The following is a 17,158-nucleotide window of genomic DNA, read 5'->3' as shown; positions in this document are numbered from 1 at the left end:
GACGAAATTTTGCGAAAAAATTTTCGGTGAAGGAAACTCGGTGGATTGAGTGAAATCCCCCAAATATCGGGGTCAAATGGGGTGAGTCCGCCTCGTAATCGCCGTAATCGTCAAATCTTCACTTCGGAAAATGATTGCGAGCCCCCCTGGTGACGACTATAAAGCGGAATGCTGGGATACCCCCCGAACGCTCCTGGTGAACGGCGCGACAGGTGGTCCCCCGCTTGAAACAAGTACTGAAGTTTGACATCCGTGAAGCTCGCGATGCGTCGCAGAGCCCCTGAACATCCGCAATCACTCGTACCAATGAATCGACGAAAGAAATCGGCCGATTCGACCGTGCGACCCCCCCTTTGTTTTCGGGAAGTAACCCAATGATCAACCGATCGATGTTTCGCAGCAGCAAGCGCCGGCAACAAGAATCGAGTGTTAAGCAAGACCGACTGATGGCCAAAGCCAGTCGTTGGGCCTCACGGATGGATGTGTACCGCCAGCGGTGGGCGGAAAAGCGTGCCGCGCGGATCCAACGCTACCGCGAAGCATTCCGGGGCTCGTGGATCTACCGGATCGGCCTGGGCGTGCTGGCGATCTGGAACGCGATCGTCGACGCGGTGCCGTTTGAAATCACGCGACGCAAGGCACCGGTCGCCCCCTACCTGATGATGGGCCTGCCCTTCGCCATCGGGCCGAAACGAAAGCGACGCAAGTCGAAGCGACAGGCCTCCAAGAGCGACACCAAGGCACGCTTAAACGGTTTGGACAAACTGGAAGATCGACGACTGTTGGCTGCCCAAGCAGTTGGTGATTGGGAGCAGATGTTCAATTCATCAAGCAATCCGATTACCGAAACGGTAACGGCCCAAATTGACAAGGTTCCAGCGGGCGGCAATGCGGCGATTGCGATTGCTGCAAACTTCACCGAGACGTCTGGCAATTTCAACGGCATGGACGTGACGATCAAGGTCGACAACGACGGCGACGGGGTGTTTAGCGCGAGCGAAATCTTCACGACTGTGGGTACCAACTCCGCGCATCTGAAGTCGCTTTCAGACCCCGCTGGATCTGCGTTTCCTGGTTCGGGCGAGGGTGAGTTTGAGTCTGCGAGCAACGATGCCGGCAACGACCAAGTTGGTACGGCAGTGTACATTCATCCGATTGGAAGCAGCCCCATCGATCGCAAGGTCGAGGTGACGCTAACCTCAGGCAATTCGACCGACATCATTGCGAGTATTGGTTCCTATTTGGGGGTCAATCAGGGTAACCCGGTTGTCGATTCAGCGACGCTTGGCCAAGACGAATTCTTGATCAATACTCCCGGCGGACTGATGCAGTTCGACTATCCCGGAAGTTCAGTGGATGTTGGCCCCGTCGCCGAAGGACATGCCGTCCTGGATTCGACTCACGCGAGGTACGCCAACGGTACCGCAAGCGCGACGACGGATCCGGCTTTGATGCAAGCCCTTCAGGCAGAAGTGTTGAACGACCAAGATGCGGATGCCAACATCGCTGGAGGTGCAAGTGTTTTGCCGACCACTGCTTCGGCTGGAGGCCCTGGTTTAATGGAGTGGGCGTACAATGCACAGCCAGGTGTTGATGGGGCTGTGTTTAGTGCACACGTTGCAGTCGAGATTGCAGACGCAGCCAACAACGATGTTGAGTACGATTTTGGTGATGCCGGCACCTTTATGGGCACGGACTATGACACCACTTTGGCCGCAGACGGTCCACGGCATGCGGTCGTCGATGCCAATGGTGATGCAATTGTCGGCCCGTATTTCGGGTCGGTTGCACCTGACGATGAAATCGGTGATGGGACCGTCGATAATTCCGCAGCGACCAAAGACGACAACAGCGGTAATGCCGACGAAGACGGCATCGTCAGCTATGGAAATGATGGAGCCACCACGCCGGGTGTTTTCGTCAGTCATTCAATGTCGACGACGGCCGGAACTGTCAATCTCGATATTCAAGGCGTCAGCGCCGCGCAGCCGGGGTATGTCAGTGCCTGGATCGACTGGGATGGGGACGGTAGCTTCACCGCATCAGAGTCGATTGCTAACGGGGTTATGGTGACCACGGCTGGCACTCTGGCGTTGCCGGTGTCGGTCCCAACCACCGCGGATGTTACAGACAAAGGATCGACGATTCTTCGGATTCGCGTCTTCAGCGATCCATGTGATATGGTCGCCCCAGGCCCTAACGGAGAGCGGCCACTCGGCCCCACCGGACATGCGAACGATGGCGAAGTGGAAGATCACCGAATCGACGTGGTGCGCGGTGCGGAAATCAGCGGCGTCAAGCTAGAAGACTTGACGGGCGATGGGCCATCGGCTGATGACACCCCGTTGGACAATGTCCAGATTGTGTTGACGTACGATTCTGGAAATCCTGTTGTTGATGCTTTGGGAAACCCCGTTTCTCCGGTTTTGACGGGGCCTAACGGTGAATTCTCGTTCAGCTTTCTAACGCCCAGCGACTACATTGTTAGCGAAAACCTGTCGGGCGACTTTCTGTACGCCGGAACGCCCGACGGAATGGCTGATGACATGCAGGGTTTGAGCGTTGCCTTTGAATCTCAGGATTCAAACATGCAACTGCCGACCTCCTTCGACGTCACGTTGACCAACACCGGGCTGGGCGGCTTGGTCGAAGACGATATTACATTCCGCAACTACATCGCCGGCAGCGTTCACGGCGTGAAGTTTGAAGACTTGGATGGCGATGGAACCTTTGACTACGCCGACGGCGAACGTGGTTTGGAAGGCGTAGGGTTCCAGATCTACCGATTTGCGGGTACCAACACGACGGTCCCCTTCAGTGGTGCCGACCCGGTGAATACGTTTGATTGGGAATTGGCGGGTACGGAATTTACCAACGTTCATGGCGAATACTGGTTTACCGGATTGCGACCCGGGCAGTATGTGGTTCGTGAGAACTTGGATCTTGAGTCAACCGTCTTGAGTGTCGATCTGGTTCCTGGAGGAGCGGCACCGTTCGAAATTGACGGGACAACGTTCGAATTCAGCACAGGCGGTGGATCGCCGGACGTCTTGATTGACATTTCCGGACTGACCACAACGGACGAAGTCGCGCAAGCGGCTGGTACTGCCATTTCCGAGGCTCTTGGCATTGCAGTTCGCGTCGATGGCTCCAATGTCATCATCGCCGCCGACTTTGCCTTGGTAACGGAGTCGGCAACGGCGCTCAGCATCTCAGCCGGACCTGACTTTAGCGACTATGTACTGTCGACGGGGCAGCAAGTAGGGGCCCCGGGAACGGACTTTGATCCCATTGATGCTTCGAACACGATCTATACGATCAACAGTCGTGACGAACTGCAGTGGGACGATGCAACAACGTTCGAAACCGGTCCTTACGTGGGCGCCGCCTATGATCGGCCATTGGATCTAGATGCCGATGGACAGTTGACTCAAGACGAGATCGACATGGCCATCCTGAAGGGCGCCCTGAAAAATCCCCAGTCAGCTGACTCGTCGCTGATCTTCGGCAACTTCTTGCCTGTGGACATCATGGGTTACAAGTACGAAGACCTTGATAACGACGGGATCACTGGCAACGACACGTACCTCAACGGTGTGACGTTCGAGTTGGTTGACGGTGGCGGTTCGGTGGTTGCCACGGCGGTCAGCGGTGCGGACCCCGATGGCAGTGGTCCCCTGACGGCGGTCGACGGTAAGTTCGTGTTCCCGGGTGTGGTTCCTGGGGACTACACGGTTCGCGAAGCGTCCGCTCAGGACATCAACAACGACAACATCGATGATGTCGGTGAAGACGACATGTCGACGCTTGCCGTCGAAGGTCAGGGCTTGGTGCTGACCGACCGTGAGATCAGCTTCACGGTGATCAGTGGTGGTCTGGACGATGCGACGAAGTCGAAGGACAAGGACTCCAACGACCACGACGCGATGGTCGACCTGACCGGTGGCCCCGGTGCTACTAGCTTCGATCCGTTCCTGAACTACATCACCGGGTCGATCCATGGCTTGAAGTTTGAGGACTTCAACAACGATGGTGCATTCCAGCCGTCGGCGGATCCCGCTGAAGTGGGCGTGGAGGGAGTGAAGTATGAGATCTACCGATTTGTCGGCACCAACACCTACGATCTGAACAGTAACAACGCAAGCGTCACGACCTACGACTGGGAAAAACTGACCGTAACCGCGACGACGGACGAGCACGGTGAGTTCTGGTTCACGGGTCTTGAGCCCGGCCAGTACACGGTTCGCGAAGTCCTGGATGCTCCGTTCGATCAGCAGAGCAGCAATCAGGCCGAAGGAGATCCGAGCAGCCAGTTCGATCCGAACAACTTCGATCCTGCGAACCTTCCTTACCTGGGTGACAACCCGGCAACGCTTGGCAGCAGCCTGCTGACGATCACCAGCGGTGTGGAACTCCAGTGGGACAGTGACGTCACGTACGAAGGCTTCCCGGCTTACGAAGGCGATGCTTACAACCGTCCGATGGACATCGACGGCAACGGGATCATCAGCCCCGCGGAGGCTCAGTCAGCCTCCGATGCTGCCGCGCTGAAGACCGGCAGCGACGCACTTGCATCGCTTCGCTGGGGTAACGTGACGTTGGTGACGTTGACCGGCGAGAAGTACGAAGATTTGGACGGCGACGGTGTCAAGGACAACAACGATCCCGCGTTCGCCGGTATCGAGTTTGAACTGGTCGATTCCAACAATGTCGTCGTCGACACTGTGACGACGAACGCCAGCGGCGTGTTCACGTTTACGGACGTGGATCCCGGAGAGACCTACACGATTCGTGAGAAGGCCAACCAATCGATTGACGCCGGTCCGGATGACGAGTTGGTCAAAGATTCGATGGTTGCCACGGTTACGGTATTCAGTGGCGATAACATCAATGTGACCACGGGTAACGGTGCTGTCGCGGTCAATGCGTTGGATTACGACTACGACGATAGTGGTGATTTTGGTGACAATGCTCGTCCTTGGTTGAACTATGTCTACGGCAGCGTTCACGGTATCAAGTTCGAAGACCTTGACGGTGACGGCATCAAGGATGCGGGTGAACCGGCTCTTGAGGACGTCGAATTCACGCTTCAAGTGAAGGACGGTAGTAACTGGGTGAACGTTGGTGCCGCGGTGACCACGGGTGCCAATGGTAAGTTTGCCTTCACCAATTTGGATCCCGGTCAGTACCGTCTGATCGAGAATCTTCAGACCGGCGATACCCTGCCCAGTGGTGACGAGTGGGTCTCTTCGACGCACACATTCAACAACGCAGGTGCGAGCAGTACGTTCACGATTGAGAGCCGTGAGGAGTATGTCTGGAAGGCCGGTGAAGCGGGCTTGCCGGGCAACTCGCTGAAGCGAGAAGAACTTCTCAACAGTGGCAACAACTCCCTGGTGTACGGCAACTTCTTGCCTGTGGACATCATGGGTTACAAGTACGAAGACCTTGATAACGACGGGATCACTGGCAACGACACGTACCTCAACGGTGTGACGTTCGAGTTGGTTGACGGTGGCGGTTCGGTGGTTGCCACGGCGGTCAGCGGTGCGGACCCCGATGGCAATGGTCCCCTGACGGCGGTCAACGGTAAGTTCGTGTTCCCGGGTGTGGTTCCTGGGGACTACACGGTTCGCGAAGCGTCCGCTCAGGACATCAACAACGACAACATCGATGATGTCGGTGAAGACGACATGTCGACGCTTGCCGTCGAAGGTCAGGGCTTGGTGCTGACCGACCGTGAGATCAGCTTCACGGTGATCAGTGGTGGTCTGGACGATGCGACGAAGTCGAAGGACAAGGACTCCGACGACCACGACGCGATGGTCGACCTGACCGGTGGCCCCGGTGCTGGTAGCTTCGATCCGTTCCTGAACTACATCACCGGGTCGATCCATGGCTTGAAGTTTGAGGACTTCAACAACGATGGTGCATTCCAGCCGTCGGCGGATCCCGCTGAAGTGGGCGTGGAGGGAGTGAAGTATGAGATCTACCGATTTGTCGGCACCAACACCTACGATCTGAACAGTAACAACGCAAGCGTCACGACCTACGACTGGGAAAAACTGACCGTAACCGCGACGACGGACGAGCACGGTGAGTTCTGGTTCACGGGTCTTGAGCCCGGCCAGTACACGGTTCGCGAAGTCCTGGATGCTCCGTTCGATCAGCAGAGCAGCAACCAGGCCGAAGGAGATCCGAGTAGCCAGTTCGATCCGAACAACTTCGATCCTGCGAACCTTCCTTACCTGGGTGACAACCCGGCAACGCTTGGCAGCAGCCTGCTGACGATCACCAGCGGTGTGGAACTCCAGTGGGACAGTGACGTCACGTACGAAGGCTTCCCGGCTTACGAAGGCGATGCTTACAACCGTCCGATGGACATCGACGGCAACGGGATCATCAGCCCCGCGGAGGCTCAGTCAGCCTCCGATGCTGCCGCGCTGAAGACCGGCAGCGACGCACTTGCATCGCTTCGCTGGGGTAACGTGACGTTGGTGACGTTGACCGGCGAGAAGTACGAAGATTTGGACGGCGACGGTGTCAAGGACAACAACGATCCCGCGTTCGCCGGTATCGAGTTTGAACTGGTCGATTCCAACAATGTCGTCGTCGACACTGTGACGACGAACGCCAGCGGCGTGTTCACGTTTACGGACGTGGATCCCGGAGAGACCTACACGATTCGTGAGAAGTCCAACCAATCGATTGACGCCGGTCCGGATGACGAGCTAGTCAAGGATTCGATGGTTGTTCAGGTCACCGTCTTCAGTGGTGACAATATCAATGTGACCACGGGTAACGGTGCTGTCGCGGTCAATGCGTTGGATTACGACTACGACGATAGTGGTGATTTTGGTGACAATGCTCGTCCTTGGTTGAACTATGTCTACGGCAGCGTTCACGGTATCAAGTTCGAAGACCTTGACGGTGACGGCATCAAGGATGCGGGTGAACCGGCTCTTGAGGACGTCGAATTCACGCTTCAAGTGAAGGACGGTAGTAACTGGGTGAACGTTGGTGCCGCGGTGACCACGGGTGCCAATGGTAAGTTTGCCTTCACCAATTTGGATCCCGGTCAGTACCGTCTGATCGAGAATCTTCAGACCGGCGATACCCTGCCCAGTGGTGACGAGTGGGTCTCTTCGACGCACACATTCAACAACGCAGGTGCGAGCAGTACGTTCACGATTGAGAGCCGTGAGGAGTATGTCTGGAAGGCCGGTGAAGCGGGCTTGCCGGGCAACTCGCTGAAGCGAGAAGAACTTCTCAACAGTGGCAACAACTCCCTGGTGTACGGCAACTTCTTGCCTGTGGACATCATGGGTTACAAGTACGAAGACCTTGATAACGACGGGATCACTGGCAACGACACGTACCTCAACGGTGTGACGTTCGAGTTGGTTGACGGTGGCGGTTCGGTGGTTGCCACGGCGGTCAGCGGTGCGGACCCCGATGGCAATGGTCCCCTGACGGCGGTCAACGGTAAGTTCGTGTTCCCGGGCGTGGTTCCCGGGGACTACACGGTTCGCGAAGCGTCCGCTCAGGACATCAACAACGACAACATCGATGATGTCGGTGAAGACGACATGTCGACGCTTGCCGTCGAAGGTCAGGGCTTGGTGCTGACCGACCGTGAGATCAGCTTCACGGTGATCAGTGGTGGTCTGGACGATGCGACGAAGTCGAAGGACAAGGACTCCGACGACCACGACGCGATGGTCGACCTGACCGGTGGCCCCGGTGCTGGTAGCTTCGATCCGTTCCTGAACTACATCACCGGGTCGATCCATGGCTTGAAGTTTGAGGACTTCAACAACGATGGTGCATTCCAGCCGTCGGCGGATCCCGCTGAAGTGGGCGTGGAGGGAGTGAAGTATGAGATCTACCGATTTGTCGGCACCAACACCTACGATCTGAACAGTAACAACGCAAGCGTCACGACCTACGACTGGGAAAAACTGACCGTAACCGCGACGACGGACGAGCACGGTGAGTTCTGGTTCACGGGTCTTGAGCCCGGCCAGTACACGGTTCGCGAAGTCCTGGATGCTCCGTTCGATCAGCAGAGCAGCAACCAGGCCGAAGGAGATCCGAGCAGCCAGTTCGATCCGAACAACTTCGATCCTGCGAACCTTCCTTACCTGGGTGACAACCCGGCAACGCTTGGCAGCAGTCTGCTGACGATCACCAGCGGTTTGGAACTCCAGTGGGACAGTGACGTCACGTACGAAGGCTTCCCGGCTTACGAAGGCGATGCTTACAACCGTCCGATGGACATCGACGGCAACGGGATCATCAGCCCCGCGGAGGCTCAGTCAGCCTCCGATGCTGCCGCGCTGAAGACCGGCAGCGACGCACTTGCATCGCTTCGCTGGGGTAACGTGACGTTGGTGACGTTGACCGGCGAGAAGTACGAAGATTTGGACGGCGACGGTGTCAAGGACAACAACGATCCCGCGTTCGCCGGTATCGAGTTTGAACTGGTCGATTCCAACAATGTCGTCGTCGACACTGTGACGACGAACGCCAGCGGCGTGTTCACGTTTACGGACGTGGATCCCGGAGAGACCTACACGATTCGTGAGAAGTCCAACCAATCGATTGACGCCGGTCCGGATGACGAGTTGGTCAAAGATTCGATGGTTGCCACGGTTACGGTATTCAGTGGCGATAACATCAATGTGACCACGGGTAACGGTGCTGTCGCGGTCAATGCGTTGGATTACGACTACGACGATAGTGGTGATTTTGGTGACAATGCTCGTCCTTGGTTGAACTATGTCTACGGCAGCGTTCACGGTATCAAGTTCGAAGACCTTGACGGTGACGGCATCAAGGATGCGGGTGAACCGGCTCTTGAGGACGTCGAATTCACGCTTCAAGTGAAGGACGGTAGTAACTGGGTGAACGTTGGTGCCGCGGTGACCACGGGTGCCAATGGTAAGTTTGCCTTCACCAATTTGGATCCCGGTCAGTACCGTCTGATCGAGAATCTTCAGACCGGCGATACCCTGCCCAGTGGTGACGAGTGGGTCTCTTCGACGCACACATTCAACAACGCAGGTGCGAGCAGTACGTTCACGATTGAGAGCCGTGAGGAGTATGTCTGGAAGGCCGGTGAAGCGGGCTTGCCGGGCAACTCGCTGAAGCGAGAAGAACTTCTCAACAGTGGCAACAACTCCCTGGTGTACGGCAACTACTTGCCTGTGGACATCATGGGTTACAAGTACGAAGACCTTGATAACGACGGGATCACTGGCAACGACACGTACCTCAACGGTGTGACGTTCGAGTTGGTTGACGGTGGCGGTTCGGTGGTTGCCACGGCGGTCAGCGGTGCGGACCCCGATGGCAATGGTCCCCTGACGGCGGTCAACGGTAAGTTCGTGTTCCCGGGTGTGGTTCCTGGGGACTACACGGTTCGCGAAGCGTCCGCTCAGGACATCAACAACGACAACATCGATGATGTCGGTGAAGACGACATGTCGACGCTTGCCGTCGAAGGTCAGGGCTTGGTGCTGACCGACCGTGAGATCAGCTTCACGGTGATCAGTGGTGGTCTGGACGATGCGACGAAGTCGAAGGACAAGGACTCCGACGACCACGACGCGATGGTCGACCTGACCGGTGGCCCCGGTGCTGGTAGCTTCGATCCGTTCCTGAACTACATCACCGGGTCGATCCATGGCTTGAAGTTTGAGGACTTCAACAACGATGGTGCATTCCAGCCGTCGGCGGATCCCGCTGAAGTGGGCGTGGAGGGAGTGAAGTATGAGATCTACCGATTTGTCGGCACCAACACCTACGATCTGAACAGTAACAACGCAAGCGTCACGACCTACGACTGGGAAAAACTGACCGTAACCGCGACGACGGACGAGCACGGTGAGTTCTGGTTCACGGGTCTTGAGCCCGGCCAGTACACGGTTCGCGAAGTCCTGGATGCTCCGTTCGATCAGCAGAGCAGCAACCAGGCCGAAGGAGATCCGAGTAGCCAGTTCGATCCGAACAACTTCGATCCTGCGAACCTTCCTTACCTGGGTGACAACCCGGCAACGCTTGGCAGCAGCCTGCTGACGATCACCAGCGGTGTGGAACTCCAGTGGGACAGTGACGTCACGTACGAAGGCTTCCCGGCTTACGAAGGCGATGCTTACAACCGTCCGATGGACATCGACGGCAACGGGATCATCAGCCCCGCGGAGGCTCAGTCAGCCTCCGATGCTGCCGCGCTGAAGACCGGCAGCGACGCACTTGCATCGCTTCGCTGGGGTAACGTGACGTTGGTGACGTTGACCGGCGAGAAGTACGAAGATTTGGACGGCGACGGTGTCAAGGACAACAACGATCCCGCGTTCGCCGGTATCGAGTTTGAACTGGTCGATTCCAACAATGTCGTCGTCGACACTGTGACGACGAACGCCAGCGGCGTGTTCACGTTTACGGACGTGGATCCCGGAGAGACCTACACGATTCGTGAGAAGTCCAACCAATCGATTGACGCCGGTCCGGATGACGAGCTAGTCAAGGATTCGATGGTTGTTCAGGTCACCGTCTTCAGTGGTGACAATATCAATGTGACCACGGGTAACGGTGCTGTCGCGGTCAATGCGTTGGATTACGACTACGACGATAGTGGTGATTTTGGTGACAATGCTCGTCCTTGGTTGAACTATGTCTACGGCAGCGTTCACGGTATCAAGTTCGAAGACCTTGACGGTGACGGCATCAAGGATGCGGGTGAACCGGCTCTTGAGGACGTCGAATTCACGCTTCAAGTGAAGGACGGTAGTAACTGGGTGAACGTTGGTGCCGCGGTGACCACGGGTGCCAATGGTAAGTTTGCCTTCACCAATTTGGATCCCGGTCAGTACCGTCTGATCGAGAATCTTCAGACCGGCGATACCCTGCCCAGTGGTGACGAGTGGGTCTCTTCGACGCACACATTCAACAACGCAGGTGCGAGCAGTACGTTCACGATTGAGAGCCGTGAGGAGTATGTCTGGAAGGCCGGTGAAGCGGGCTTGCCGGGCAACTCGCTGAAGCGAGAAGAACTTCTCAACAGTGGCAACAACTCCCTGGTGTACGGCAACTACTTGCCTGTGGACATCATGGGTTACAAGTACGAAGACCTTGATAACGACGGGATCACTGGCAACGACACGTACCTCAACGGTGTGACGTTCGAGTTGGTTGACGGTGGCGGTTCGGTGGTTGCCACGGCGGTCAGCGGTGCGGACCCCGATGGCAATGGTCCCCTGACGGCGGTCAACGGTAAGTTCGTGTTCCCGGGTGTGGTTCCTGGGGACTACACGGTTCGCGAAGCGTCCGCTCAGGACATCAACAACGACAACATCGATGATGTCGGTGAAGACGACATGTCGACGCTTGCCGTCGAAGGTCAGGGCTTGGTGCTGACCGACCGTGAGATCAGCTTCACGGTGATCAGTGGTGGTCTGGACGATGCGACGAAGTCGAAGGACAAGGACTCCAACGACCACGACGCGATGGTCGACCTGACCGGTGGCCCCAGTGCCGGTAGCTTCGATCCGTTCCTGAACTACATCACCGGGTCGATCCATGGCCTGAAGTTTGAGGACTTCAACAACGATGGTGGTTTTGACCCCAACGGTCAAAATGGCAGTCCCGAGGAATCTGGTGTCGAAGGTGTGGTATTTGAGATCTACAAATTCGTCGGCACCAACACCTACGATCTGAACAGCAATAACGGTGACGCCGTTACCTACGACTGGGATTTCGTCAAGACCGCGACGACGGACGAGCACGGTGAGTTCTGGTTCACGGGTCTTGAGCCCGGCCAGTACACGGTTCGCGAAGTCCTGGATGCTCCGTTCGATCAGCAGAGCAGCAATCAGGCCGAAGGAGATCCGAGCAGCCAGTTCGATCCGAACAACTTCGATCCTGCGAACCTTCCTTACCTGGGTGACAACCCGGGAACGCTTGGCAGCAGCCTGCTGACGATCACCAGCGGTTTGGAACTCCAGTGGGACAGTGACGTCACGTACGAAGGCTTCCCGGCTTACGAAGGCGATGCTTACAACCGTCCGATGGACATCGACGGCAACGGGATCATCAGCCCCGCGGAGGCTCAGTCAGCCTCCGATGCTGCCGCGCTGAAGACCGGCAGCGACGCACTTGCATCGCTTCGCTGGGGTAACGTGACGTTGGTGACGTTGACCGGCGAGAAGTACGAAGATTTGGACGGCGACGGTGTCAAGGACAACAACGATCCCGCGTTCGCCGGTATCGAGTTTGAACTGGTCGATTCCAACAATGTCGTCGTCGACACGGTGACGACGAACGCCAGCGGCGTGTTCACGTTTACGGACGTGGATCCCGGAGAGACCTACACGATTCGTGAGAAGGCCGACCAATCGATTGACGCCGGTGCGGATGACGAGCTAGTCAAGGATTCGATGGTTGTTCAGGTCACCGTCTTCAGTGGTGACAATATCAATGTGACCGATGGCACCGGTGCGGCAGTCGTCAATGATCTGGGTTATGACCAGGACGGAGCAACTGGCGGTCTTGATTTTGATGACGATGCCCGTCCGTTCTTGAACTATGTCTACGGCAGCGTTCACGGTATCAAGTTCGAAGACCTTGACGGTGACGGCATCAAGGATGCGGGTGAACCGGCTCTTGAGGACGTCGAATTCACGCTTCAAGTGAAGGACGGTAGTAACTGGGTGAACGTTGGTGCCGCGGTGACCACGGGTGCCAATGGTAAGTTTGCCTTCACCAATTTGGATCCCGGTCAGTACCGTCTGATCGAGAATCTTCAGACCGGCGATACCCTGCCCAGTGGTGACGAGTGGGTCTCTTCGACGCACACATTCAACAACGCAGGTGCGAGCAGTACGTTCACGATTGAGAGCCGTGAGGAGTATGTCTGGAAGGCCGGTGAAGCGGGCTTGCCGGGCAACTCGCTGAAGCGAGAAGAACTTCTCAACAGTGGCAACAACTCCCTGGTGTACGGCAACTACTTGCCTGTGGACATCATGGGTTACAAGTACGAAGACCTTGACAACGACGGGATCACTGGCAACGACACGTACCTCAACGGTGTGACGTTCGAGTTGGTTGACGGTGGCGGTTCGGTGGTTGCCACGGCGGTCAGCGGTGCGGACCCCGATGGCAATGGTCCCCTGACGGCGGTCAACGGTAAGTTCGTGTTCCCGGGCGTGGTTCCCGGGGACTACACGGTTCGCGAAGCGTCCGCTCAGGACATCAACAACGACAACATCGATGATGTCGGTGAAGACGACATGTCGACGCTTGCCGTCGAAGGTCAGGGCTTGGTGCTGACCGACCGTGAGATCAGCTTCACGGTGATCAGTGGTGGTCTGGACGATGCGACGAAGTCGAAGGACAAGGACTCCGACGACCACGACGCGATGGTCGACCTGACCGGTGGCCCCGGTGCTACTAGCTTCGATCCGTTCCTGAACTACATCACCGGATCTGTGCATGGGTACAAATTCCATGACTATGACTTGAGCGGTGACACCACCAATGTGAATAACTTGGTGGAGCCTGCCTTAGAAGATGTTGTTTTCAACCTCTATCGTTGGTTGGGTAGCGAAACCATTGTGTTGAACTACCAGAATTCTTCGGCAACAGCGTTGGTCAACGAGTGGGAGTTCGTTCGAACCGCTACGTCAAACTTCAAGGGTGAGTTCTGGTTTACCGGTTTGGAACCCGGTACATACACGATCCGTGAAGACGAGTCATCTTTGGGTGACATGTTCCAAACGTCAGATCAAGCCGAAGGAAACCCGAACGACTTCATCGGTACATCGACGGGTGGGCAATCATTGATCGGTGAAAGTCCATTGGATTCATCCACCGATGCGATTGTGATTCAAAGTCGTCAGGAGTTTTCCTGGAAAGCAGACGCGATGGTGATGACCGTCGACCATAACGGCAACGGTTTGAACGATCCCAATGAAATCGCCGCAGCAAATGCTGCAGTCGCATTGAAAGCTGAGACCGTTTTGGGTGAAGCTCTTCAATGGGGAAACAATTTCACCAGCGGATCGATCGAGGGATTTAAATTTGAAGATGTCAACGCAGATGGGGTTTATCAAGCACCAGACGGTGGTGGACTGGGAGGCGAGCCAGCTCTTTCCGATGTCAAATTCATCGTTGTGGACCTGAGTGGCAATCCTGTCGTTGGCGTCAATGGCATGCCGGTGATGGGATCCAGTGATGCAAATGGCATCTTTACGCTCTCAGGATTGCGTCCCGGAACTTATAAGGTGATTGAGGACCTGTCCGTTTCCGATAGCAATGGCGATGGAATTGCCGATGCCGATCAAGGGATGGTTCAGTCCACTCCGGATCTGATCATCGACGTTATTGCTGATCAGTCAGCCACGGTGACCAGCACTGGGGACCCGATTCGGTATGGCAACTATGTCGCCGGGAGCATTCACGGCTATAAATTCCTCGACCTCGATGCCGACGGAGTTCAGGATGTCGGTGAAGGACCATTCCAGCTTGCCGCATTTGAGTTGCTGGATTCCGGCGGCAACCCGGTTCTCACTGACGCATTCGGTAATGCGATTGGATCGGGTAATGGTGTGGTTTACACCGATGCACAGGGTGGGTTCGACTTCGAAAACCTGGTGCCAGGATCTTACACCGTGATCGAACGTCTCGATCTGGTGGATCGAAACGACGTGGACGGCAACGGTTTCCCGGAGGGCAATGGAACCCCGGATGACCAGGAAGGATTGCGTGCATCGACACCGATCAGCTTCACGGTGACTATTCAAAGTCGTCAGGAGTACGTGTACGCTGATGGCGTGTCGGGAATTGCCAACACACAGTCGGCTGATCCTGATTCGGATCCGTCGTTGGGCTTTGGTGACGACATTCAGAATGCCTTTGCCGGGGTTGAATTGACAAATGCACGCAATGGCAGCGGAATCACCGTCGGTTTCTCCCCGATCGCTGGTTCATTTGTCTACGCCAACGCGGGTGGAAATACCGGGTTCTCGTCCAACGACGGCCCGATCCTCAATGCCGATTTTGACACGCCAGTCGATGAAGTCAGTATCGATGTCATTGCCAATAGTAATGGTGATGTTGGCCAACTGGTAGCATTTGACACCTTCGGCAACGTCATCTCCTTCGTCCAAACACCACTGATGTCGGTTGGCGAAACGGTGACCCTGAGCCTGTCCAGTTCTGATATCGGGCAGCCGATCGCAAGTGTCCAGGCCGCCGGCTTGGGCAGCGTGGTTCCGATCACGGTGCTGCTGGATAACTTGACCTATGCGGTCAATCCGCTGAAGACCGAAGTCAACGTTGGTGACAGTCTGGTCTTTGGAAATTATTACGCCGGAGGTGTCGAGGGCACGAAGACGCAAGCAGATAGCGATCGTCCGGCTCCGGGGATCTTGCTCGAGTTGCGAGATATGAATGGAGATCTGGTCGCCACTTCGGTGACCGATGCCAATGGTCGTTACGATTTCGGCGATGTTGATCCGGGAATGTATACAGTGATGGAGCCGGTCGGCGGCACGGTCAACGGAAACGTTTTGGAATCGTTTAGCCCCGTGGTCGTGGTTGTGCCACACGCAACTGTTGTGACCGATGCATCTGGAACCGCTTCGCTTTACGAAGGATTGCAAAGTGAATCGACCAAAGCCGCGCTTGCGGTTGAAAACTTGATCAGCGGTAGCATCCACGGTATCCGAACCGGTGCGGATGGTGTGACGCCGCAACCCGGTATCACGGTTCAATTACGTGGTCCGGCAGGTGTGCTGGATACAACCATCACGGGGCCCGATGGCGAGTTCCATTTTGAAGACATTGATCCCCGTGACAGCTTCCCCTCGGGCAGCTTTACGGTCACCACGGCCGACGGTGAGTTCTTCGTATACTCACCGCAGGTCGGTTCTGGTGTGGAAGTCGCTTACGCACCCGGCGAAGGTGATGTTGGCCCCGGTCAGGTCGAAGAAGTGGATCCAGGACTGATCTTCGCGGGTGACATCGACGGATCGGTTCACGGAATCGTGTTCGGAGATGGTGCAGGGGTGGTTGGATTAGACGTCCACTTGGTAGGCGTCAGCGACACAACGACGGTGCAAACAGATTCGAGTGGACGATTCGATTTTGAAGGAATTGATCCAGGTGCCTATACGATCCAGGTAGCGGGACAAACCATCGAGCTTTCCGGTGGGGTTATTTTGAGCGGCGAAGAAGAAGCATTCGGGCCTGGTCAGGCGGGGCCGCTCGAACCAGGGCAGTTCGAAACGACGAATGGAAATCTCATCATCGACTTGGGATCCTCACCAGAAGTGGTTTCTGTGCGTCTTGCATCGGTTGTGCCGCCAAGCGACCCAGCTGATCCACTTGAACCTACGGTTCCTCGATGGGAACCTGGTTTCCTCGAAGCGATTGATGCTGGGGTTGGGCTTGGTTACGAATTGCCGATCGGTTCATCGGGATCGACTAACCCATTATCTTGGGCTAACATCAACCAGGTGATTGTTCAGTTCAGTAAGCACGTCGAAGGCTCCGGCGCAGGGGGGGCACTCACGATTGGTGACTTCGATTTCGCGTCCGACCTTGGAGGTGTGTCTATCGTTAAGGTTGAGTACGATTCGGCAAACTTTATTGCTAAGTTGACTTTGAATTCTGATTTGCCACTTGATCGATATAGTGTCAGGGTGGAAGACGCGATTCAAAGTCAGTCGGGGCTTGCTCTGGATGGCGGCGACTTCGTGTATGACTTCGCAGTATCCCCTGGCAATGCGAGTTTCCTCGCGGACTCCGATTTGCTGGGCAAAGTAGATTTCCTTGATTTAGGCGGATTGGTAGGTTCTCTCGGAACCTCTGCTGGTGATCCAGGATACCTGTTCACCACCGATTTGAATGGGAATGGAGACGTCGACTTTTTGGATTTAGGATTCCTTGTCGGCGAGCTGAACGAGGTACTTCCACCACCGGCCTCGCCATTTGCTGCTAGCGTTGATGCGTTTTTCGGTTCCGAAGATGACGAAGATCTGCTTTCTGAGGAGTTGGAAGAATCAATTTCGACGATTTTTTGAACACTTTTAGACTAGGGAGAAACCTAGTTTCGCTTCTGATTAGTTTCGATTTGGGGGGAGAGTAGCCTCTC

Annotated in this window: 1 protein-coding gene; it reads left to right on the top strand. The window is 56.1% G+C overall.

Annotation, left to right across the window (positions count from 1 at the left end):
* The first annotated feature begins 446 nt into the window (after window positions 1-446).
* On the top strand, window positions 447-17,087 hold the full coding sequence (locus Mal65_RS25565) for a SpaA isopeptide-forming pilin-related protein (RefSeq protein WP_231131251.1): 16,641 nt from the start codon (window positions 447-449) through the stop codon (window positions 17,085-17,087).
* Window positions 17,088-17,158 lie beyond the last annotated feature (71 nt).

It is taken from the genome of Crateriforma conspicua, from assembly GCF_007752935.1.
Lineage (GTDB): Bacteria > Planctomycetota > Planctomycetia > Pirellulales > Pirellulaceae > Crateriforma > Crateriforma conspicua.
The sequence above is the reverse complement of the archived record's forward strand: the minus strand, read 5'-3'. Positions and strand labels throughout refer to the sequence as shown.